Below are 19,763 nucleotides of genomic sequence, written 5' to 3' on the forward strand. Positions count from 1 at the left end.
GGTCTCAAGGCCAACGATCTACAGAACTTTGCACCGCACAGGAGCCAAAATCAGCCCTTAGCGTACTATTCTGCCCCCTCCGGCATCAGACCCCTATTGGCTGATCTGGGGCGGGACGGTGCTGGTGCCGATCGCGGCCCTCGTGGGCGTCCTGGCGGGCGCTTTGGTCTATCGCCGGATGCTTACGGTCAGTGCCGGTGTCGCGGTGCTGGCGGGCTTTGTCGCGGCAATGGTGGTCTGGTGGGCAGCGGGCTTTGTCACCACGCCGATGGAGGGGGTCATGGCGCTCGAGCCGGTCGCGTCGCGCGACATGGGCGGGTTCATGATCAACCTGATGCTGGGGGTGATCTGCGTGTCGCTGTCACTGCCGATCGGGATCCTGCTGGCGCTCGGGCGGCAATCTTCGATGCCGATCATCAAGTGGATCTGCGTCGTGTTCATCGAGTTCATTCGCGGCGTGCCGCTGATCACGCTCCTGTTCGTGGCCAACGTGGTGCTGGCCTACTTCCTGCCACCCGGCACGACGTTCGACCTTATCCTGCGGGTGATCATCATGATCACGATGTTCTCTTCGGCCTATATCGCCGAGGTGATCCGGGGTGGCCTCGCGGCGCTGCCGCGCGGACAGTATGAGGCGGCGGACAGTCTCGGCCTTGATTACGCACAGGCGATGCAGTTCATCATCCTGCCGCAGGCGCTCAAGATCTCGATCCCCGGCATCGTCAACGTGGCTGTGGGCCTCTTCAAGGATACCACGCTCGTCTCGATCATCTCGATGTTCGACATCGTCGGCATGATCCGGGGGCCGATCCTTGCCTCGACCGAATGGAACGGTGTCTATTGGGAGCTCTTTGGCTTTGCCTGCCTGCTGTTCTTCATCGTGTGCTACGGCATTTCGCAATATTCGCAATGGCTGGAGCGTCAGCTTCAGACCGATCACCGGTAAGGAGGGCCCTCATCATGGCCGCAGAAACACAAATGCAGGTCTCCGATCAGGTCGCGGTCGAGATCACCAAGATGAACAAATGGTATGGCGCCTTCCACGTGCTGCGCGATATCGACCTGACCGTCTATCAGGGCGAGCGGATCGTCATCGCGGGGCCCTCGGGTTCGGGGAAATCGACGCTCATCCGCTGCATCAACGCGCTGGAAGAGCATCAGAAAGGCTCGATCACCGTGGATGGCACGGTGCTGTCAAACGACATCAAGAACATCGACCGGATCCGGTCGGAAGTGGGCATGGTGTTCCAGCACTTCAACCTTTTCCCGCATCTGACCATTCTGGAGAATTGCACGCTGGCCCCGATCTGGGTGCGCAAGACGCCCAAGCGAGAAGCCGAGGAAATTGCCATGCATTTCCTCAAGAAGGTGAAGATTCCGGAACAGGCCGACAAATACCCGGGTCAGCTTTCGGGCGGTCAGCAACAGCGGGTGGCGATTGCCCGGTCGCTCTGCATGAGGCCGCGGATCATGCTCTTTGACGAGCCGACATCGGCGCTTGATCCCGAGATGATCTCGGAGGTGCTCGACACCATGATCGAGCTTGCCGAAGAAGGCATGACCATGCTCTGCGTGACGCATGAGATGGGTTTTGCGCGCAAGGTGGCGAACCGGGTGATCTTCATGGATCAGGGGCAGATCGTGGAGCAGAACGAACCCGAAGAGTTCTTCAACAACCCGCAATCGGAACGCACCAAGCTTTTCCTGAGCCAGATTCTGGGTCACTGACACCGCGACAGACCGCAAGACCGCCCGCGCCCGGCACCTGTCGGCGCGGGCTTTTTCGTGGCGGAAAACCCGGCTAGAACATGCGCGAAACCGCGCCGGAGACCCGCCCCATGTTCACCACCACCCTGATTGCGCCCGTGGGCGCGCTGTCGCCCGCGCTGGCCGAGGCGCTGCGCAATGCCTGGGGCGGCGGCGATCTGCGCTGGCTTGCGCCTGATGAGGCGGCAGAGTTCGAGATGGCAGAGATCCCCGGCAACCGCTGGGACATCTGGGAAGAATTACAGCGCGCGCGCGTCGATCTGGTCGTGCAGCCCGCTGACGGGCGCGCCAAGCGGATGCTGCTGGCCGACATGGACAGCACCATGATCCGCGAGGAATGTATTGACGAGCTGGCCGAGATGGCGGGCGTGGGCGCGCATGTGCGCGCGATCACGGCGCGGGCGATGAATGGCGAGCTTGATTTCGAGGGCGCGCTGATCGAGCGCGTGGCGCTCCTGCGCGATCTGCCCGAGACGGTCATCGGCGAGGTTCTGGCGCAGCGCATCACCCTCATGCCGGGCGGCCCCGCCCTGATTGCCACGATGAAGGCGCACGGGGTCTATTGCGCGCTGGTCTCGGGCGGGTTCACCGCGTTCACGCAGGCCATCGCGGCGCGGCTCGGCTTTGACGAGAACCGCGCCAACATGCTCCTGGCCCAGGGCGGGCGGCTCATTGGCGATGTGGCACGCCCCATCCTGGGACGCGATGCCAAGGTGCGCGCGCTGGACGAGATCACGGCGCGGCTGGGGATCACGGCGGGCGATGTGATCGCGGTCGGCGACGGGGCGAACGATCTGGGGATGCTGGCGCGCGCGGGCGCGGGCGTGGCGCTCCATGCCAAGCCGAGCGTCGCGGCAGAATGCGATATCCGCATCAACCACGGTGACCTGACGGCGCTGCTCTACCTTCAGGGCTATTCCCGCGAGGCGTTCGTTGCCCCGGCTTGTCCTTGAACCGCGCGGTCGTTTCAGGCATCGTGTGATCAGCCGCGACAACAAATCCTGGGGGGATCTGTTGTAAAGGGCACATGAATGGCTGAGGTCGAGCTTTTCCTCACCGGCGATCAGATTGGCACGTTTTCAAGCGTTTCGACGAGCGGGAACAGCAACGGGATGAAGGTGACCCTGCAAGGGGTCCAGACGCTTGGCAGTGCAACGGATGTGTTCCGCATCGTGGTGCGGCAGGTGAATGACGGAGACACGCTGTTTTCCAACGGGCAGTTCGTGGATGTTTACGTCTGGCCCGACACCGACCCGCCGTCGCCGCCGCTTTTCTCAAGCCTCAACCCGCAACATGATCAGTTTCAGGGGCGGGCCTCGTCGGGCAACCATCAGATCATCACCAACCCGGCGAATATCGTCATCGACGTGACCGGGATCACGTCGGGAACGCTGCAATACGGGCCGGGGATCAACCCGCCCCGTGATCAGCAGCTTTCATTTGAAACCTTCCCGCCCGATCCGCCGGTCTTTCCCTGTTATGCTGCCGGAACGCTGATCGAGACCGATACTGGCCCTCTGGCCATCGAGGCGATCCGGCCCGGCGATCTTGTGCGCACGCTCGATCACGGGCTGCAACCGGTTGTCTGGAGCGGACGACGCACCGTGCCGGGGCGCGGTGCCATGGCCCCGGTCGAGATCACGGCGGGCGCTCTTGGGAACTGGCGCGATCTGGTGGTCTCGCCGCAGCACCGGATGCTGATCGAGGGCTGGCGCGCCGAGGTCCATTTCGGGCAGACGCAGGTTCTGGCCGCGGCGCTGCATCTGGTCAACGGGCGCACCATCCGGCAGGTGCCCCGATCACGGATAACCTACGTTCACCTTGCCTTCGAGGCGCATGAGGTGATCTTTGCCGAAGGTATCCCGAGCGAGAGCCTGCATCTGGGCGCGATGGCAACCGGAACGCTCGACGCCGCGCAGCGTGCCGAGATCGACGCGCTGTTTCCCGAACTGGCGGGGACGGAAGAGACAGGAAGCACGGCGCGGCGCTGTCTGCGACGATGGGAAAGCGCGCTTGTCGCCTGACGGGATACCGGGGCGCCATCGCGCCCCGGCGGCAAGGGTCAGCCCTCGCTTGGCGGCAGGATGCCTTCGGATTGCGCGGCGCTCACCTCCTCGGGGCTGAGCGCACCGTCGGCGTTGCTGTCTGCGCTCAGGAAGGCATCGGCCGACAGGCCGGGCAGAGCCTCCTGAAACTCTGCCATCGAGACATAGCCATCGCTATCGCCGTCAAGCGTGTCGAAATCGGCGGCAAGAGCGGCCATGGGCAGGGTGAGGGCGATCATGGTCGCGGTCAGGGTGCGTTTCATGGTCATGACGTTTTCTCCTTCGGTTGCAGGGGCTGTTGCGCCCCCGTGCGGAGAGACTGTCCCGGACCGTATGCCGTGTCTCGGGGATGGGGCGGAGAGGCGGGATTGACGCGGAAGCGCGCCGGAATACACGTCTCGGTTGAGCGTTCTTCCGCCGCCAAAACAGCCTTGGCCACGGACCGCCGAGCGCGACGGTGTCTTTGGGCAGGGCAGCGCCGGAAAAGCGCCGACGACCGCGATCGGTCAATCCCTGCCGATGGGACGTTCAGGCCAGGGCGGTGGCGGGACGAATCGCACCGGTCTCGATCCCGCGCCAGTTGGTGATGGGCGCATTGCGGAACTTGTGCGCGGACGGATGATCGGGATCGAGCACACCAAGCCGCACGAGAATCGAGGCAATGGCGCATTCCGCGCCGCGCGTTCCGCCGTCGATGATCTTGAGCGCGACGCCCATCTTGCGCTCGGGCAGGATGGCGATGAAGAACGCCTCGGCCCCGGTCTTGAGAGCGACCGGCTCGGAACAGGCGCGCATCAACTCGGTGCAGGCGCGCCCCTCGCCCGCGACAAGATCGGGATGGGCCACCATCGCCTGCCAAAGCCTGCGGGCGGCGCGCTCCTCGACCGTGTCCTCGGAGGCCGCCGCATACCATGCCATCGCGCGCGCCATGGCCTGCAATGTGGTGGCCGGATTGGGGGCGGAACAGCCGTCGATGCCATAATAGGGCGAGGTCTCACCGGTTGTCATCTCGAACGCCTCCATCACCGCGCGCTGCACAGGGTGGCCGGGGTCAACATAGTCTGGCCCGCCGCCAAGATGCCGGTTGAGGGTCAGAAACCCCGCATGCTTGCCCGAACAGTTGTTGTGAACCTGACAGGGCGCGGTGTCCGAGCAAAGCAGGGCCTTGTGTGCCGCCGGGTCGGAGGGCATATGCGCGCCGCAGCGGAAATCCGCATCGGCAAGGCCAAGCCCATCGAGCCAGCGGGTGACACGATCGGTATGGATCGCGGCCCCGCTATGCGAGGCGCAGGCCAGAGCGAGTTGCTCGGTGCCGAGCCCGTGCGCATCCGCCGCGCCCGAGGTCAGGAGCGGCAGCGCCTGGATCATCTTGGCCGAGGAGCGCGGCAGCACCACCTCTTGCGCGTTGCCCCAGGCCTCGACGATACCGCCCGAGGCGTCACAGATCACCGCGTGTCCCAGATGCACGCTCTCGGGCTGCGGGCCGCGCCAGATTTCGGTGAGGGGGACAGCTTGGGTCATGTGCGGGCTCCGGGGCGAGCGGGGGCAGGCCGGGCGGGCGAAAATCCGCCAATTCCACCTTTCACTTCTCGCCTGTTTCAGGATAATGTTGCATCGTCGAGTAGGAACAGGTCGCATAAAACAACGATCCCGTAAAGGGCGACGCGCGACCGAAGATATTGAGGCACGGACGGCTTGGAGGCTGGACAATGATAGCACGGATTGCGGCAGGACTCGCTCTGGCCGGAGCGATAGCGACGGGCGTGGCAGCGCAAGGCACAAGCACGAACCAGGTGGCCACCAGCACGGCATGGAGCGTGTTCGAGGAATCCGACCCGCGCGAATGCTGGGCGGTCTCGGCCCCGACAGAGACGGTCAATACCCGTGACGGGCGTGTGGTCGCGGTGCGGCGGGGCGATATCCTGTTGATGACCTTCTTTCGCCCCGGTGCGGGTGTGCAGGGGCAGGTGACCTTTACCGGCGGCTATCCCTTCGCCCCCGGCTCGACCGTGAACATGCGCGTCGGCGACGAGGGATACGAGCTTTTCACCGAGGGGGAATGGGCCTGGCCCGCCAGCGCCGAGGATGACGCGAAAATCCTTGCCGCGATGAAACGCGGGGTCGATGCGGTGCTGACCGCGCGCTCGGCGCGCGGCACTCAGACCAAGGATACGTTCTCGCTCCTTGGCTATACGGCAGCGGTGGACGAGGCCGAAAAGCGCTGCAAGTAAGCGCTTATCGCAGCACCTTTCCTTCGGGCCAGTTCATCCGCGTGTTCAGCGTGATGGTGCGCCGTTCCCCTCCGGGCAGTTCAAAACGCCAGCCGAGCACGCCGCGCCTGTCCTCGACATCCTTTTCGTCGGGCGGCGGTGAGGCTTCCCATGTGATGCGCAGGTCGGTCTGCTCGGAGACCGGCACGCGGTCAAGCAGATGGACCGGCCAGGCGGTGCCGGTCAGGTTCTCGACCGCGATCTCCACCTCCTCGCGCGCCTCCGTGGCGCGGGTGATGAGGCCACGGTCGCCCTCAATGCGCTCCCGGACCACGCGCGACAGGCGCAGCCCCTCGATCGGGCCAAAGGACAGATCCGCCTCATCGCCCCCCGCCACCAGCGGCAACCAGCGTTGCCCGGTATAGCGCCCGTCGAGATAGAACCGCGCTTCGGGCGTGGGCAACAGCACCTCCTCGGCCGGGATCGTGACGCGCGCCAGAAGAAACGCCGTCTCGTCCAGCAGCGGAACGGCGCGGGCCGTGATCCCGGCCTCTGCGTCGAGAGGCGGCAGCATCAGGCGGACGCGATCAGCCCCGGTGGCGACATTGACCGGCGCGGGATAGGCATAGCTTACGGCCAAGCCGTCGAACTCCGGCTGTGCCATGTCGGCGGCTCCCTCAAGCATGGGCGCGGACATCAGCACCACGCCGTCGGCCTTCATGCGCGGCATCGGGGCGATCTCTTCGGGATCGGCAAGACGCGGGATCCACGGCCAGATATCCCCCGGCGCGCCCTGTTCCGAGGGGCGGCGGGTCGAAAGTGTCAGATCCACGTCGCGCCAGTTCTCGCCGGTATGCTGATGCACGAAGGCCCCGCGCTCGATGCGCAGCGCACCGGTCTCGCGGGCAAGGTGCAGATCATAGAGCGGCTGCCAGCCCGCGTCGGGGATGGTGTAGGTCACGTGAAGCATCCCCTCGGTCGCGGTCTCGGCGGTGACGCTGACGGCGAGCATGGCGCGCGCCTGTGTCTCGGGCACAAGCGCCTTGAGCGCCTGCTCGGCGCGGGCCAGCTCCTGCATCAGATCCGCGAGGCCGCGCTCGGCGGCCTCGGCCCGGCGGGTGGCCTCGGTGCTCTCGCGGCGTGCGGCAAGCGTTTCGGCACCGATCATGCCCGCCAGATCGCGCAACGCGTCGGGGCCGAGGGCTGCCAGCCCGTCGCCCTGCCCGATGCCGTCGAGAAAGGCGATGCGCGCGCTCGCCGCCTCGGCCTCGAGGCGGATGTCGGCGATACCGGCGCGGGCGTCGCGCAGTGCGTCTTGCAGGCGCTCCACCTCGGTTTTCGCAGCCATGTAGGCCTCGCTCTCGGTCTCGGGGCGGGGCGGGACATAATCGCTGCGCGTGCTGACGCCGCCCATCCGCGCACCGCCAATCGTGACGCGGATCGCTGCAAGCGGCGTGCTCCGGGGCAGGTCGGCGAGGATCAGGTCATGCGCGCCTTTGGGCATGGCAAAAGGCACCTCGCGGGTGACGCTGGCACCTTGCGGATAGAGGGTGACGGCGCTTACCCGGCTGGTGAGGGGGATGTCCTCGGCCAACGCGGCAAAGGGCAGGCAGGCAAGGCAGAAGATGAGGGCACGCATGGGGAGGCTCCTGAAAATCGCACGATGGCACTCTCGGGCGGGAGGCGGCCATGCGCAAGCGGGCGCGACCCGCTTGCGCGAATTAACGCCGTTTTTACCCGATTCGGGATGTGATGGGGTGATGGAACGGGTCGAGATGAAAATGCCGCAGGAGTTGCTGCACGCTGCCGCAAGGCTAGCGAAGGAGCGCGATGTGACCGTCGGGCAAATGATACGCGACCTCCTGGCGCGCGAAATCTCGCGGGCATGCAATGCGAGGCCGCCCATCCGGGCGGATGAGCGGCTCGTCGCGCCCTTGCGTGCGCGCCTCGCGGGGGATTTGGCGGGCGCGCGGAACTGGCGGGAACTGCAAGCGCGGCTGATGGCAAAAGGCTACGCGCTGCGCGCCGCGGGTGGCGGTCTGGCGCTGCATGACTGGCCGGATGATCGGCGGCTGTGCAAGGCGTCAGAGCTTGGCTTCAGCTACAGCCGCCTGATGCGTCGGTTCAAAGCGCCCTTTCCCGGCCACCCTCATGGTTGGCTGGCCGAGCGGATGCTCTCGGAAACGCAATCGGGCGCACCGCAGGGCGCGCCCGACGAGGACATGATCATCGAGGAGGATCAGCCTTTCTTCAATACCCGCTGACCCAGCGTCTCGGCGATCTGCACCGCGTTGAGGGCCGCGCCCTTGCGCAGGTTGTCGGAGACGCACCAGAGGTTCAACCCGTTGTCGATGGTGCTGTCCTGCCGGATACGACTGATGAAGGTGGCGTAATCGCCCACACATTCGATGGGCGTGACGTAACCGCCCGGCTCGCGCTTGTCGATCACCATGACGCCGGGCGCCTCGCGCAGGATGTCGCGCGCCTCGTCCTCGTCGAGGAACTCCTCGAACTCGATGTTGATCGCCTCGGAATGGCCGACAAAGACCGGCACGCGCACGCAGGTCGCCGTCACCTTGATTTTCGGATCGATGATCTTCTTGGTCTCGACCACCATCTTCCACTCTTCCTTGGTCGAGCCGTCCTCCATGAAGACGTCGATCTGGGGAATGACGTTGAAGGCGATCTGCTTGGGGTAGACCTTCGCCTGGTAATTGTCGGTCGGATTGTAGACGGATTTCGTCTGGTCCCAAAGTTCGTCTATCGCCGCCTTGCCCGAGCCCGAGACCGATTGATAGGTCGAGACCACCACGCGCTTGATCCGGGCGCGGTCATGCAGCGGCTTGAGCGCCACCACCATCTGCGCGGTGGAGCAGTTGGGATTGGCGATGATGTTTTTCTTGGCATAGCCCAGAACCGCCTCGGGGTTCACCTCTGGCACGACAAGCGGCACGTCCGCGTCGTAGCGGTAGAGCGACGAGTTGTCGATCACGATACAGCCCGTCTTGGCCGCCTTGGGGGCGTAGATCTTGGTCGCGTCCGAGCCGATGGCGAAAAGCGCAATATCCCATCCGGTGAAATCGAACGTATCCAGATCCTTGGTCTTGAGAGTTCGGTCGCCAAAGCTCACCTCGGTGCCAAGCGACCGGCGCGACGCCAGCACGGCGATCTCATCGACCGGAAACTGGCGCTCGGCCAGGATGTTGAGCATTTCGCGGCCCACATTGCCCGTGGCGCCCGCGACGACGACCTTGTAACCCATGATGTTGCCTCCAGTGCGGGGTTGCGGGGGCGTCATACAGGCAAGCGGCGCGGGATAAAAGCGGTTTGCTCAGTCGAGGCTGTCGCGGCTGAAGCGATGGAGTGCGAGACCAGGCGCCAGCACGCCCGAGAAAAGCGCGACACGGTGAAAGCCGGACAGAAAGTTTGCGGCGAAACCCCTTGAGCATGCGCGTCGGTTCTGGGCCTGTCAGCCCGTGCCGCTCAGTCCTTTTCCCGTGCCTTGTCAAGCGTGCCCCGGGTGATGGCAATGATCGTTATCAGCGTCAGCGCCCAGAAAAACCAGGTGATCGGCCCGCGCAGAAGGATATCGGGTGTGCCCCCGGACATCAGCATCGACTGGCGGAAGTTGTCCTCGAGCAGAGGGCCAAGGATGAAGGCAATGAGAAAGGGCGCCGCAGGGATATGATACCGCGACATCAGGAAACCGACCCAGCCCATCACGAACATCACGCCCACGTCAAAGATGCTGTTGTTGACCGCGAACACCCCGTAGATGCACAGCACCAGCACAATCGGCATGAGAATGCGCTTGGGGATGTCCGCCACGGGCTTGAAGCCGCGAATGGCCAGGCTGCCCACGATGAACAGCAGGCCCGAGGACAGGATCAACCCGATGAACAGCCCATAGATGATATCCACATTCATCACGAACATCATCGGTCCGGGTTGCAGCCCGTGGACCATGAACGCCCCGATGATGATCGCGGTGATCACGTCACCGGGGACGCCAAGCGCCAGAAGCGGGATGAGGGTGGCACCCGCCACGCCATTGTTGCCCGCCTCCGAGGCGGCGACGCCCTCAATCTCTCCCTTGCCGAAATTTGCCTTGTTGGGCGACGTGCGCCGCGCCTCGGAATAGGACAGAAACGCCGCTGGAGCAGCCCCGATGCCGGGGATGGATCCGAGAAAGACGCCAATGAAGCTGCCACGCAAGATGGACCGGAAGCAGCGGCGATAATCGGCGACTGTCACCCATTTGCTGCCAAGAGTCCGGACCTTGCCCACATGGCCCGTCGGGTTCCAGACCGTGTTTATCACCTCTGGAATGGCAAACAGGCCGATCAGAACGGCGATGAAATTCAACCCGCCCATCAGGTTCGGGTTGCCGAAGGTAAAGCGGTTCGTGCCATAGACCAGGTCAAGCCCGATCGTGGCCAACAGCAGCCCCAGAAGCGCCGAGAGCGCGCCGCGCAGCAGGCTTTCGCCCGAGACGCCCGCGATGATGGTCAGCGAGAACAGGATCAGTGCAAAGAATTCCGGCGGGCCGAAGCTGAGCGCGAAGGAGGCAAGCCAGCCAGCCAAGAGGATCAATGACAGGTTCGAGATCACATCCGCGGTGCAGGATGCCCACAGCGCCATGCCCAGAGCGCGCCCGGCCTCGCCGCGCTCGGCCATCGGGTGACCGTCCAGGATGGTCGCCGATGAGGCGGGCGTGCCCGGTGTCTTGATCAGGATGGCCGGGATCGAACCGCCGAAGATACCGCCCTTGTAGACACCCAGAAGCAGAAGGATGCCGTTGACCGGTTGCATCGGAAAGGTGAAGGGAAGCGCCAACGCCACCGCCATCGTCGCCGAAATCCCCGGTATCGCACCGCCAATCACGCCGATCACGATGCCGATGGCAAGCGCGAGAAAGGCGTCGACATTGCCGACCAGCGCAAAGCCCGCCATCACGTTGTCGATCATGCTCATGGCAGCCTCACATAATCGCCTTGCGGAATGGCGATGCCGGCGACATGGGCGAAAAAGCCATAGAGCAGGACCGGGACCGCGACGGCGCAGACCAGCGCGGTCTTCGGGTGGCGCGTCCGGGCCAGAAAGGCGAGGGCGAGAAACGCCGGGATCGACACCCAGACCATGCCGAGGCGCGGCAGCAACCAGAATGTCGCAATCATCAGCCCGGCCAGACCCGTCAATCGGAGCAGGCCCGCGCGGGGGGCGTCGATGGGCGTGTTGGCGGGGCCGCGGTCATGCGGCGTGCTGCGGCTGACCACAAGCAGGCCAAGCCCCACAAGCCCGGTCAGCCCGGCGACGATACTGGGCCAGAACCGGGGCGACAGCACGATGTTGCGCATATTGCTGGGCGAGGAAATCCAGTGGGGAATGGCGTAGAGGATCAGGAAGAGGCAAGCGAGGCACGCACCGATGCCCAGTTGGAATTGTATTGCGCGTTTGCTCACCCTGACCCTCCCCGGCCGCCGTCTCGATCAAGTGTGTTGCGGATCCTGTCAGCCCTCGATCCGCATTCCCAGTTTATCGACCAACGCGCGGAAGGTCTCGTATTGCCGCTGGATAAAAGCGTCGGCGTCCTCGGGGCTCATGACCTCGATCACCGAACCGCGCGCTGTCATCTGTTCGACGAAGGTCTCGTTTCCGGCAGCCTCCGCGATCCATTCGCCCCATTTTGCGGCGATGTCGTCGGGCAGATCATCTGGCCCGGCAATGCCGGTCCAACCCACAAGCTGCGTCAGGTCGGGCCTGCCCAGAGACCTGGCCGAGGGCACATCAAAGCCCGGCACCGGCTCGTCTGTGGTGACCATCAGCGGCTTGAGCTGGCCATTGGCCACGAAGCTCGCCAAGGCCGACGTATTGGTGCAAATAAACGTCACCGTTCCGTTGAGCACCGCGGTCGCCGCCTCGCCGCCGCCTTTTTGCGGAATATGCGTGGCCTTTTCCAGCGGGTCCGAGACGCCGAACTCGTCAAGCACGAATACCGCCGCCAGATGCAGCATGGAACCGACGCCGGACGAACTGTAGCTGGTGCCCTCGCTTTCGGTCAGCGCCACCAGATCCTCCATGCTCTCGATCCCGGAATCGGGGCGCACCGCACAGGCGACGGGGTTGATTTCATAGACGGTGACAAAGCGGAAATCGTCGAGCGTATAAGGCAGCGTTTCCTTCATCGCAGGGTTGACGGTATGCGAGCCGACGCGGGCGAACAGCATGGTGTAGCCGTCGGGCTTGGCGTTTTGCACCGCAACCGAACCGGTCGCCCCGCCAGCCCCGGTGATGTTGGACATCACAAGCGGCCGGCCCACAGCCTTGCCCAGAGGCTCGGCGATGCTGCGGGCGGAAATGTCGGTGGCCCCGCCGGCGCTGTAGGGAATGACCATGTTGATGGGACGTTCGGGATATTCGGCGAAGGCCGCCGTCGCGCCAAGACTGGCTCCGAGGGCAAGCGCGCTCGCTAGTGCTTTGGCAGTCATGTTCCTCTCCTGTGCTTTGTTGATCTTGTGTTGCGGAGCGTAACGTTCGCCGATCATCGTGCAATGCCGAAAACGGCCGCCGCAGAGATCAGCCCTGTCGTTTTGCTCCCCTTTAGGGGAAAACTTATCCCTCCCTCCCCTGTGACCGCACGCCGTAGCCCGACACGGTCCGATGCGGCGCGGGTTCGGTCGCGCATCTTGCGAACGGTTGCGAGCCACATGGATTATGTATTAACCTTAAGAGATGCTTAACCTAAGTGATATTATTTTACATAAATTGACGTAAAATCTTACAAAAGGAGTGTCGGCATGTCTATCCGGCGTCTGCGGACCCTGATTGCGGTGGAGGATCACACCACGTTCAGCGCGGCAGCGGATGCGGTGTTCGTGACCCATGCGGCCGTCAGCCAGCAAATGCGCAGCCTTGAGGAGGAATGGGGCGTGGCCCTGTTCGACCGCTCGCGGCGCACCCCCGAACTCACCCCGGCGGGCCGGGCCTTTGTTGCGCGCGCGCGTGAGATCGTGCGCGCCTATGACGGGATCGTGCCGTCGGTTCTGGGGGACGAGGGGTTTCAGGGCGAGATTTCGCTCGGGGCTGTGCCGATGACGCTGACCGGTCTCACGCCGCTGTCGGTGCGCCTTCTGAAGGACAGCTACCCGGATCTGCATGTGCGGATCTTTCCCGGCATGACCACGCCACTTGTCTCCGAGGTGGATCGCGGTGCGCTGGATGCGGCGGTCCTGTCGCGGCAGGGCCCGATGCTGCCGGATATGGAATATGCCGATGTGGCCGCGGAACCGATGCATTTGCTGGCCCCCGAGACCGCCGAGAGCGCTGATCCGCTGGACTTGCTGGCGCACTATCCGTTCATCCGGTTCAGCCGTGACGCGGTGGTGGGCAGCCTGATCGACAGTTGGTTGCGCGAGAGCGGCATCAAGGTGTCGGTCACCATGGAACTGGAAGGGCTGGAGGCGATCGCCAGCATGGTGTTGGCCGGGTTGGGCGTGTCGATCGTGCCCGCGCGCTGCGTGCGCGGCTTCAACCCGTTGCCGCTCAAACGCCTGCCGCTGCCTGATGGCGCGCCGGTGCGGGTTCTGAGCCTTGCGTGGCGGCGCGACAATCCGCGCGTGCGGGTCATTCAGGAGATCCACAAGGCCCTGCTTGGCGCGGTGGCGATCGGCGTATTCACCCCGGCCACGAAAGCGGCGGCGCGATGACCCCCGAGGTCGTGGCGTATGTGATTGCCGGTGCCGTGGCGGGCGGCCTGATCAACGGGCTTGCCGGGTTCGGCACGGCGCTTTTCGCGCTCGGGTTTTTCCTGATCGTGATGCCGCCCGTGCAGGCGGTGGCGATTGTGGTGGCGCTTTCGGTGGTGACCGGGTTGCAGGGGATATGGGTGGTGCGCCATGCGATCACGGCGCGGCCCGCGCGGCTCATGCGGTTTTTGATGCCCGCCCTTGTCGGCATCCCGCTGGGGGTGGTCATCCTCGGCATGATCGACGCGCGCACGCTCAAACTGGTGATTGCGGGGATGTTGCTGCTTTATGGCGGCTATTTCTCGCTGCGCGCGCGTCTGCCCCGGTTCGAGCGCCCGACACCGGTTCTGGATATGCTCGTGGGGTTCGCGGGCGGTGTTCTGGGCGGCGCGGCCGCGCTCTCGGGGGCGCTGCCGATGATGTGGTGCGCCCTGCGCCCCTGGCCCAGACACGAAACGCGCGCGGTGCTGCAACCGTTCAATGTGGCCGTTCTGGCGGTGACGATGGTGCTGCTGGCGTTCCGGGGCGCGTATACACGCGAAACACTGGCCTATCTGGTGATTGCCTTGCCGGCGTCCCTGCTGGCCGCACAGATCGGCATTGCGGTGTTTCGCCGCCTGACGGATGCCGCCTTTCGCCGCCTGCTGATCGTGATGACATTCGTGTCAGGTGCCGTGCTTTTGCTGCGGGACCTGTTTTAGCCGATCACCTCGTCAGAGCGGTCATCCGTCTCGCCATAGCGTTTGAGCGTCGCGGGGCGCGTGCCCTCGTAGACCCGTGCGAGGTTCTGCGCGATCTTGGCGTTCTCGCGCTCGAAGAGGCAATTTCCCTCAAGATCAGAGGCCACGATGAACGGTCCCATCCTGTTGCAGCGAATGACCCACATCGCCTGCGCCAGACCCAGTTCCTCTTGCCAATGAACCGCCTCTACCTTTTCGATGCCGCGGCCCAAAAGCGCACCGGTGCCATAGCCCACGGTCGAGAGGTAAATCGCGCCATTGGGCACGAAATAGGCTTTGTAATCCCTGGACGACATACCGCCCTTGCCGATGATCAGCTTGGCGCCGGTCTTGGCCATCCATTCCGGCAACCATTTGGCAAACCGGAAAGAGGCGGTGGCCGTGACAGCCCCCATGTTGAACGACCCATCGGGGCGAATGGCAGCGGCGGGAGAGCAATGGAAATTCGCAGCACTCTGGCTGGGCAATTCCAGCGGGATATTCGCCTTTTCCTCCAGCGCGCGCATGTAGACGCCTTCGCGCGCCGTATAGAGCAACCCGTCGAGATAGACGATATCGCCAAGGCGCAACTCGGCCAGCGCCTCTGGCGTGGGCGTGGTGCTGAGGCGGATTTCGCGGGGTTTGGTCATTCGGCGGCCTCCTGCGCGCCGCCCGGCCACTCGACGGTTTCACGGCGCTGATAGGGGGTGAACCAGTCGGGGTCGGTGCGGTATGCGACGCGTCCATCAGGATAGAGGCGCGCCACGGCCCGACGGGACGACAGGCAAAAGGCATGCACCGACATCTGCATGCCCCCGGTATGGCAATAGCCCACCTCGATGTTGCAATTGATCACCATGTTCTTGCCGACAAACCCCATGGCCCCCATGCCGATGGAGTTGCCCAGATCCTTGAACTCCCTCTCCAGCGCCGCAATTTTCGGGTCCGGGTTCTCGCTGCCCACGACGCGCAGGCAGGCGGCGCGCTTGCCCAGCACCATACAGGTATCCTTGGAGCCCCCGAGGCCGATGCCGATGATCGCCGGCTGACAGGCCAGCCCACGCTTGCCAAAGGCGACAAGGCTGTCGAGGTAAAACCGCTTGATCCCCTCGATCCCGTCGCTTGGGAACAGCATCCGGTAATCGGTGCCGAAAAGCCCGCCCTTGTGCACGGTGATGAGGTCGATCCACTCGCCCTCCGGCTCGAACCCGTATTCGATTTCGGGCGCGCCGATGCCGACATTGTTGTTGTGATCGGTGCGCCAGAGCGGATGCACGCGGTTGGGGCGCAGGGGCACATCATAGGTCGCCTTGGCCGTCGCCCGCCGCAGCGCGGATTCGAGCGCGACCGGCCCGCCTTCTATCCGGGCCTCGTTGCCCATTTTCACATACCAGCGCGGACAGCCGGTATCGCCGCACATCGCGCGCCGGTCCTCCTTGGCCGCCTTGTAATTCTCCAGCATGGCCTGAAGGACAAAGGACGACAGATCGCCATCCTCGGTCTCGGCCGCAACCTCAAGGCCCAAAAGGTAATCCTCGGGAATTTCTATGGCCGCCTTGTCCATCAAGGTTTCGGCGGTGCTCTGGATGAGGTCGATCGGGATCATTGCGCTCTCTGCTCCTCAGTATTTCGATCGTCTGCCCAACCCAGAAAAGAGCGCCAATCGACATAATCCGCAAGCGCGTCAAAGTTATGCGTATCAATCACGCGACCCTTGCGAAGTTCTTTTTTGCATGCCGCTATATATGTCCTTATCGCCTTAATAATTTCCTCGTTAGTTTCCTCACCCCATAGCTGTTCTTCAGGCGCTAGCTTGAAAGTTTGCCATGTAAAAAGCTTCTTTCTTGTTAATCCTACTCGACTCTTCTCAGCGGAAAAAAATTCACCGCGGATTTGAGAGCCGAGAAAGTGTAGCTTTAAGTAACCAATGATCTCATTGAAACTCCAAGGGCCGTATTTCTCGTAAAAACGCTGTTCACGCCATTCGCGATTGCGCCGCAACATTTCCTCCGAAGGATCGAGACGCCTCATACACATTTCCACGCGCTTTGATATTTCGATATCTCGGCGTCGATAATACCCCTTTTCACTGATACGATAGACGGGCAAATCACAAAAATACTTCATCATTGCGCGGCCACCAGTGTTTCGGGCTCCTTCTCGGGAAGGATCGTCTCGCCGGGGCGGATGATGGTGAATTGCACCGGGTCACGGCGCACGGTCGGATCGCGGCCCGTCTGCGTGATCACGGTATAATAGGACGCATCGAGATCGCCCTCGTCGGGGAAATCCTCGCGGTAATGCGCGCCGCGTGAGTTTTCGCGGGCAAGGGCTGCGAGCGTGATCGCCTCGGATACATCGCAGAGCGAGCGCAGGTTGAGCCAATCGTGCCATGTGAGATTGAAGGCCAGATTATCGCCCGCGACGCCGACATCCATCAGCGCATCGGAAATCTCGGCAACGCGGCTCAAGCCACGCTCCATTCCCGTGGCGGTGCGCAGGACGCCGACATCCTCCCACATCGCTTCTTGCAGGGCGGTGCGCAGGGGATGGACCGGCGCGGGCGGGCGCGTGAGGGGATGCAGGGCGCGGTCAATTTCGGCCTGCAACACCTCTGGGCAGGGATCGCGCAGCGCGCCCATGGCGCGGATATCCGCGCCCATCACATCGCCCGCCACCCCGCCATAGACGGTGGAATTGGCCACGCCATTGCCGCCCAGACGGTTGGAGCCATGCGCGCCGCCTGCATCCTCTCCGGCCACGTAAAGCCCCTCCATCGCCGTGCGGGTTTCGGGGTCGACCACCACGCCGCCCATGAAATAATGCGCGGTCGGCACCACCTCCACCAGACCACCGGCCAGATCAAAGCCGCTATCGGCGCAGCGCTTGACCATGCCGGGGAACCTGGCGCGCACGTTGTCGGGGCCAAGATGGGCCATGGAGATAAAGACGCCACCATTCGCAGACGTGTTGTTCTTGCGCATCTCGGAATAGATGGCGCGGCTGACCACGTCGCGGGTGGCGCGTTCGCCTTTCGGGTCATAGTCGAACATGAAGCGGTTTTCCGCGCCGTTCAGAAGCTGACCGCCTGCGCCGCGCAAGCCCTCTTCCAGCACGGTGCCGGTCATGCGGGTGTGGTCCCCTGCCAAGAGGCCCGTGGGATGGAACTGCACCATCTCCATATCGCGCAATTCCAGCCCCGCGCGCAGCGCCATGGCAAGACCATCCATCGTCTTGTCACCCGAGGGCGTGTTGTATTTATACATGGTCGGGCCGCCACCCGTCGCCATCAGCACCGTCTTGGCGCGCACCAGCCGGAACCCGCCCGTGCGCATGTCGATGAAGAGCACGCCCGCGAGCGCGCTGCCGTCGCGGGTGGGAATGAGGCCAATGGCGCGGTGTTCCTGTAGCTTGTCGACGGGCCGCGCCAGAACCTGCTCCATCAACCGGCTGATGATCTCGATGCCCGTGAGGTCGCCCTTGTGCACGGTGCGGTCGGCGGTTTGCCCGGCGAACGCCTTTTGGTGCAGGCTGCCATCGGGGTTGCGGTCAAAGAAACAACCGATTTCATTCTCAAGCTCGTGGATGCGCACCACCGCCTGTTCGCAGAGCTTCCACGCCATATCCTGATTGGGCAGCCACTTGCCGCCCCGGATTGTATCCATGAAGTGCCGCTCGACCGTGTCGCCGTTCCCCAATGCGACGTTGTAGCCACCCTGCACCATGCGCGTGCAACCGCATTTCCCAATAAGGCCCTTGACGGCAATGGTGATCCGCGTGCCCGCAGGTGCCGACTGCTGCGCATGGAGCGCCGCGAACAGCCCAGCGCCGCCGGTGCCGATGATCAGAATATCCGTGTCGTGCCGGTCGATATGGGTCATCAGATCGCCCTCAGGAAAAACGTGCCAGAGAGAAAGAGCGCCACGCCCACCGCCCCCGCCGCCAATGTTTTCTGACGGTCAGACCATGGCAGGAATTCGAGCGCCATGAGGCGCAGGCCGCCGAACATATGGACGGCAAGCAGAAAGACGAGGCCGAATTCGGCAATCTTCACCAGCGGGTTTTCGGCAAAGGCAAGAAAGCCATCAAGCCGCGCAGGTGCAGTGATCGCTTGCGACAAGAGCCAGAAATGCACAGGCAGAAAGAGTGCAAGCGCCAGACCCGAGAGGCGGTGCAGCACAAACGCTAGCCAGAGAGGGTGCGACCGGGGCGGCTGTTTCATGGCAGTGTCACTGCGAAAACGGCGCTGAGACCAAGGGCGAGAAGGGCCGCACAAATGCCCCATGTCAGCACGCTTAGGGCGACGCCGCGCAGGCGCAGCCATTCATGTGCGATGACACGCACCCCGATGGCGGCATGGATGGAGACCGCAATAACAAAGGTGCCGTAAAACAGGAACCACAGGAGACTGCCTTGGGTGCGGCCAAGGATTTCCGCCGTGCTGAGCCCGCCCTGAATGGCGTAGATCATCACCGCGATATGTCCAAGGACCAAGGGTGCCATCACCAGCGCGCTCAGGCGTTGCGCCATGTAGAGCCGCAGATCAAGCATCGCGTTTCCCCCGCAAGGCCGCCTTGACCGTTTCCCGCTTTAACCCCGCAATCGCGCGCATCGGGTTCAAACCGTTGGGGCAATACTGCGCGCAACTGCCCATCGAGTGACAGTTATGACAACCGCCCTTGCCCGAGACCGCCGCCAGAATACCCGGCCGGTCTGCATCACGACTGTCGTTGAGCAGGGTCCAGGCGCGTTGCAATGCGGCGGGTCCCAGATAATCGGGGTTGCCTGCCACCGTGTCACAGGCGGCGTAGCAGATGCCGCAGTTGATACATTCGATGCCAAGATTGGCCTCGGCCCGGTCTGGCGCGTCCGGCTTGATCGGGTCAAACTCTTCCAGCCGTCCGCGTGTCGGATGATGCCGCGCCTCGGCGGCGACCCATTTGTCAAAGAACGGGTCCATGTCCGTCGCCAGATCCTTGATCACCGGAAGGTTGCGCAGGGGCGCGATGTCGAGCCGCCCATCGCCCGCAACGCGGCTGACGTGGGTGCGGCACGTCCAGCGCGGCACGCCGTTGACCATCATGGCGCAAGAGCCGCACATGCCCACGCGGCAGGCAAAGCGATAGCTGAGCGTCGGATCGGCCATCTGCTGGATCCACGTCACCACGTCCAGAACGGTCTGGTTGTCGCGGGCGGGCACCTGAAAGCGGTCATGATGAACATGATCCGCCGTGCCGCGCTGGACGGTGACGTCCAACATGTCGTGATCTGTGCTCA

General features: G+C 63.8%; 21 protein-coding genes and 1 pseudogene. 8 read left to right on the forward strand and 14 right to left on the reverse strand.

Features of this window, described 5'->3' with window-relative positions; genetic code table 11:
- Positions 1 to 94: 94 nt before the first annotated feature.
- The 4 genes and pseudogenes from ACSSV8_RS12285 to ACSSV8_RS12300 all read left to right on the forward strand — a co-directional run.
- Positions 95 to 946: pseudogene (locus ACSSV8_RS12285) on the forward strand (amino acid ABC transporter permease); the annotation flags it as partial.
- Positions 947 to 960: 14 nt separating this feature from the next.
- Positions 961 to 1,728, forward strand: coding sequence for an amino acid ABC transporter ATP-binding protein (locus ACSSV8_RS12290; RefSeq protein ID WP_454282635.1), 768 nt, complete (start codon positions 961 to 963; stop codon positions 1,726 to 1,728).
- Between the two features lie 110 nt (positions 1,729 to 1,838).
- A complete protein-coding gene (gene serB, locus ACSSV8_RS12295) occupies positions 1,839 to 2,720 on the forward strand; it encodes a phosphoserine phosphatase SerB (RefSeq protein WP_454282636.1) in 882 nt (293 codons plus the stop codon).
- A gap of 78 nt (positions 2,721 to 2,798) precedes the next feature.
- Positions 2,799 to 3,791, forward strand: a complete 993-nt coding sequence (locus tag ACSSV8_RS12300) for a Hint domain-containing protein (RefSeq protein WP_454282637.1) — start codon at positions 2,799 to 2,801, stop codon at positions 3,789 to 3,791.
- A 38-nt stretch (positions 3,792 to 3,829) separates the two neighbouring features.
- On the opposite strand, the gene ACSSV8_RS12305 is transcribed toward ACSSV8_RS12300, so the two are convergent.
- Positions 3,830 to 4,081: an EF-hand domain-containing protein gene (locus ACSSV8_RS12305; protein WP_354537711.1), complete on the reverse strand. Its 252-nt coding sequence runs from the start codon at positions 4,079 to 4,081 to the stop codon at positions 3,830 to 3,832.
- A 259-nt stretch (positions 4,082 to 4,340) separates the two neighbouring features.
- Positions 4,341 to 5,333, reverse strand: a complete 993-nt coding sequence (locus ACSSV8_RS12310; RefSeq protein WP_454282638.1) for an asparaginase — start codon at positions 5,331 to 5,333, stop codon at positions 4,341 to 4,343.
- A gap of 188 nt (positions 5,334 to 5,521) precedes the next feature.
- Between ACSSV8_RS12310 and ACSSV8_RS12315 the strand changes: the two genes are divergently transcribed.
- Entirely contained in the window at positions 5,522 to 6,043 is a 522-nt protein-coding gene (locus tag ACSSV8_RS12315; protein WP_354537709.1) for an invasion associated locus B family protein, read from the forward strand.
- A gap of 4 nt (positions 6,044 to 6,047) precedes the next feature.
- On the opposite strand, the gene ACSSV8_RS12320 is transcribed toward ACSSV8_RS12315, so the two are convergent.
- Positions 6,048 to 7,661 carry a DUF4139 domain-containing protein gene (locus ACSSV8_RS12320; protein WP_454282639.1) on the reverse strand — a complete coding sequence of 538 codons (1,614 nt, stop codon included), beginning with the start codon at positions 7,659 to 7,661 and terminating at the stop codon, positions 6,048 to 6,050.
- Positions 7,662 to 7,782: 121 nt separating this feature from the next.
- On the opposite strand from ACSSV8_RS12320, the gene ACSSV8_RS12325 reads away from it, so the two are divergent.
- Complete coding sequence (locus ACSSV8_RS12325; protein WP_354537707.1) at positions 7,783 to 8,286, forward strand: hypothetical protein; 504 nt, start codon at positions 7,783 to 7,785, stop codon at positions 8,284 to 8,286.
- Here the strand turns inward: ACSSV8_RS12325 and ACSSV8_RS12330 are convergent.
- The 4 genes from ACSSV8_RS12330 to ACSSV8_RS12345 form a co-directional block, all read right to left on the reverse strand.
- Positions 8,262 to 9,284, reverse strand: a complete 1,023-nt coding sequence (locus tag ACSSV8_RS12330) for an aspartate-semialdehyde dehydrogenase (protein WP_354537706.1) — start codon at positions 9,282 to 9,284, stop codon at positions 8,262 to 8,264. The two genes, ACSSV8_RS12325 and ACSSV8_RS12330, sit on opposite strands and share 25 nt — an antisense overlap.
- 221 nt (positions 9,285 to 9,505) lie before the next feature.
- Positions 9,506 to 10,996, reverse strand: coding sequence for a tripartite tricarboxylate transporter permease (locus ACSSV8_RS12335; protein ID WP_354537705.1), 1,491 nt, complete (start codon positions 10,994 to 10,996; stop codon positions 9,506 to 9,508).
- Positions 10,993 to 11,484, reverse strand: a complete 492-nt coding sequence (locus ACSSV8_RS12340) for a tripartite tricarboxylate transporter TctB family protein (RefSeq protein ID WP_354537704.1) — start codon at positions 11,482 to 11,484, stop codon at positions 10,993 to 10,995. Before ACSSV8_RS12340 ends, ACSSV8_RS12335 begins: the two co-directional genes overlap by 4 nt.
- A 48-nt stretch (positions 11,485 to 11,532) precedes the next feature.
- Complete coding sequence (locus tag ACSSV8_RS12345) at positions 11,533 to 12,510, reverse strand: tripartite tricarboxylate transporter substrate binding protein (RefSeq protein WP_454282640.1); 978 nt, start codon at positions 12,508 to 12,510, stop codon at positions 11,533 to 11,535.
- Positions 12,511 to 12,819: 309 nt separating this feature from the next.
- On the opposite strand from ACSSV8_RS12345, the gene ACSSV8_RS12350 reads away from it, so the two are divergent.
- Both ACSSV8_RS12350 and ACSSV8_RS12355 read left to right on the forward strand, forming a co-directional pair.
- Entirely contained in the window at positions 12,820 to 13,728 is a 909-nt protein-coding gene (locus tag ACSSV8_RS12350) for a LysR family transcriptional regulator (protein WP_454282641.1), read from the forward strand.
- The gene (locus ACSSV8_RS12355) at positions 13,725 to 14,468 is read left to right on the forward strand and encodes a sulfite exporter TauE/SafE family protein (RefSeq protein WP_454282642.1); all 744 of its coding nucleotides are present in this window, start codon (positions 13,725 to 13,727) and stop codon (positions 14,466 to 14,468) included. The genes ACSSV8_RS12350 and ACSSV8_RS12355 overlap by 4 nt, the downstream gene beginning before the upstream one ends.
- Here ACSSV8_RS12355 and ACSSV8_RS12360 read toward each other — a convergent pair.
- Genes ACSSV8_RS12360 through ACSSV8_RS12390 form a run of 7 tightly spaced genes read right to left on the reverse strand, consistent with a single transcriptional unit; the run spans position 14,465 to position 19,746 of the window.
- Complete coding sequence (locus ACSSV8_RS12360) at positions 14,465 to 15,136, reverse strand: fumarate hydratase C-terminal domain-containing protein (RefSeq protein ID WP_454282643.1); 672 nt, start codon at positions 15,134 to 15,136, stop codon at positions 14,465 to 14,467. The two genes, ACSSV8_RS12355 and ACSSV8_RS12360, sit on opposite strands and share 4 nt — an antisense overlap.
- Positions 15,133 to 16,092: a fumarate hydratase gene (locus ACSSV8_RS12365; RefSeq protein ID WP_454282644.1), complete on the reverse strand. Its 960-nt coding sequence runs from the start codon at positions 16,090 to 16,092 to the stop codon at positions 15,133 to 15,135. Before ACSSV8_RS12365 ends, ACSSV8_RS12360 begins: the two co-directional genes overlap by 4 nt.
- A complete protein-coding gene (locus tag ACSSV8_RS12370; protein WP_354537698.1) occupies positions 16,089 to 16,616 on the reverse strand; it encodes a hypothetical protein in 528 nt (175 codons plus the stop codon). The genes ACSSV8_RS12365 and ACSSV8_RS12370 overlap by 4 nt, the downstream gene beginning before the upstream one ends.
- The gene (locus ACSSV8_RS12375) at positions 16,613 to 18,367 is read right to left on the reverse strand and encodes an L-aspartate oxidase (RefSeq protein WP_354537697.1); all 1,755 of its coding nucleotides are present in this window, start codon (positions 18,365 to 18,367) and stop codon (positions 16,613 to 16,615) included. Before ACSSV8_RS12375 ends, ACSSV8_RS12370 begins: the two co-directional genes overlap by 4 nt.
- Positions 18,367 to 18,708 (reverse strand): succinate dehydrogenase, cytochrome b556 subunit, encoded by a 342-nt coding sequence (gene sdhC, locus ACSSV8_RS12380; RefSeq protein ID WP_354537696.1) that lies wholly within the window; start codon positions 18,706 to 18,708, stop codon positions 18,367 to 18,369. The genes ACSSV8_RS12375 and sdhC overlap by 1 nt, the downstream gene beginning before the upstream one ends.
- Positions 18,705 to 19,037 (reverse strand): succinate dehydrogenase, encoded by a 333-nt coding sequence (locus tag ACSSV8_RS12385; RefSeq protein ID WP_354537695.1) that lies wholly within the window; start codon positions 19,035 to 19,037, stop codon positions 18,705 to 18,707. The genes sdhC and ACSSV8_RS12385 overlap by 4 nt, the downstream gene beginning before the upstream one ends.
- A complete protein-coding gene (locus ACSSV8_RS12390; protein WP_454282728.1) occupies positions 19,030 to 19,746 on the reverse strand; it encodes a succinate dehydrogenase/fumarate reductase iron-sulfur subunit in 717 nt (238 codons plus the stop codon). Before ACSSV8_RS12390 ends, ACSSV8_RS12385 begins: the two co-directional genes overlap by 8 nt.
- Positions 19,747 to 19,763: the final 17 nt, after the last annotated feature.

Source organism: Roseovarius sp. MBR-79, assembly GCF_053628555.1.

What these genes read in the sequence shown, in the direction of transcription:
- ACSSV8_RS12290 (WP_454282635.1), top strand. Translation starts at nt 961, where the DNA reads ATGGCCGCAGAAACACAAATGCAGGTCTCCGATCAGGTCGCGGTCGAG.
- serB (WP_454282636.1), top strand. Translation starts at nt 1,839, where the DNA reads ATGTTCACCACCACCCTGATTGCGCCCGTGGGCGCGCTGTCGCCCGCG.
- ACSSV8_RS12300 (WP_454282637.1), top strand. Translation starts at nt 2,799, where the DNA reads ATGGCTGAGGTCGAGCTTTTCCTCACCGGCGATCAGATTGGCACGTTT.
- ACSSV8_RS12305 (WP_354537711.1), bottom strand. Translation starts at nt 4,081, where the DNA reads ATGACCATGAAACGCACCCTGACCGCGACCATGATCGCCCTCACCCTG.
- ACSSV8_RS12310 (WP_454282638.1), bottom strand. Translation starts at nt 5,333, where the DNA reads ATGACCCAAGCTGTCCCCCTCACCGAAATCTGGCGCGGCCCGCAGCCC.
- ACSSV8_RS12315 (WP_354537709.1), top strand. Translation starts at nt 5,522, where the DNA reads ATGATAGCACGGATTGCGGCAGGACTCGCTCTGGCCGGAGCGATAGCG.
- ACSSV8_RS12320 (WP_454282639.1), bottom strand. Translation starts at nt 7,661, where the DNA reads ATGCGTGCCCTCATCTTCTGCCTTGCCTGCCTGCCCTTTGCCGCGTTG.
- ACSSV8_RS12325 (WP_354537707.1), top strand. Translation starts at nt 7,783, where the DNA reads ATGGAACGGGTCGAGATGAAAATGCCGCAGGAGTTGCTGCACGCTGCC.
- ACSSV8_RS12330 (WP_354537706.1), bottom strand. Translation starts at nt 9,284, where the DNA reads ATGGGTTACAAGGTCGTCGTCGCGGGCGCCACGGGCAATGTGGGCCGC.
- ACSSV8_RS12335 (WP_354537705.1), bottom strand. Translation starts at nt 10,996, where the DNA reads ATGAGCATGATCGACAACGTGATGGCGGGCTTTGCGCTGGTCGGCAAT.
- ACSSV8_RS12345 (WP_454282640.1), bottom strand. Translation starts at nt 12,510, where the DNA reads ATGACTGCCAAAGCACTAGCGAGCGCGCTTGCCCTCGGAGCCAGTCTT.
- ACSSV8_RS12350 (WP_454282641.1), top strand. Translation starts at nt 12,820, where the DNA reads ATGTCTATCCGGCGTCTGCGGACCCTGATTGCGGTGGAGGATCACACC.
- ACSSV8_RS12355 (WP_454282642.1), top strand. Translation starts at nt 13,725, where the DNA reads ATGACCCCCGAGGTCGTGGCGTATGTGATTGCCGGTGCCGTGGCGGGC.
- ACSSV8_RS12360 (WP_454282643.1), bottom strand. Translation starts at nt 15,136, where the DNA reads ATGACCAAACCCCGCGAAATCCGCCTCAGCACCACGCCCACGCCAGAG.
- ACSSV8_RS12365 (WP_454282644.1), bottom strand. Translation starts at nt 16,092, where the DNA reads ATGATCCCGATCGACCTCATCCAGAGCACCGCCGAAACCTTGATGGAC.
- ACSSV8_RS12370 (WP_354537698.1), bottom strand. Translation starts at nt 16,616, where the DNA reads ATGATGAAGTATTTTTGTGATTTGCCCGTCTATCGTATCAGTGAAAAG.
- ACSSV8_RS12375 (WP_354537697.1), bottom strand. Translation starts at nt 18,367, where the DNA reads ATGACCCATATCGACCGGCACGACACGGATATTCTGATCATCGGCACC.
- sdhC (WP_354537696.1), bottom strand. Translation starts at nt 18,708, where the DNA reads ATGAAACAGCCGCCCCGGTCGCACCCTCTCTGGCTAGCGTTTGTGCTG.
- ACSSV8_RS12385 (WP_354537695.1), bottom strand. Translation starts at nt 19,037, where the DNA reads ATGCTTGATCTGCGGCTCTACATGGCGCAACGCCTGAGCGCGCTGGTG.
- ACSSV8_RS12390 (WP_454282728.1), bottom strand. Translation starts at nt 19,746, where the DNA reads ATGTTGGACGTCACCGTCCAGCGCGGCACGGCGGATCATGTTCATCAT.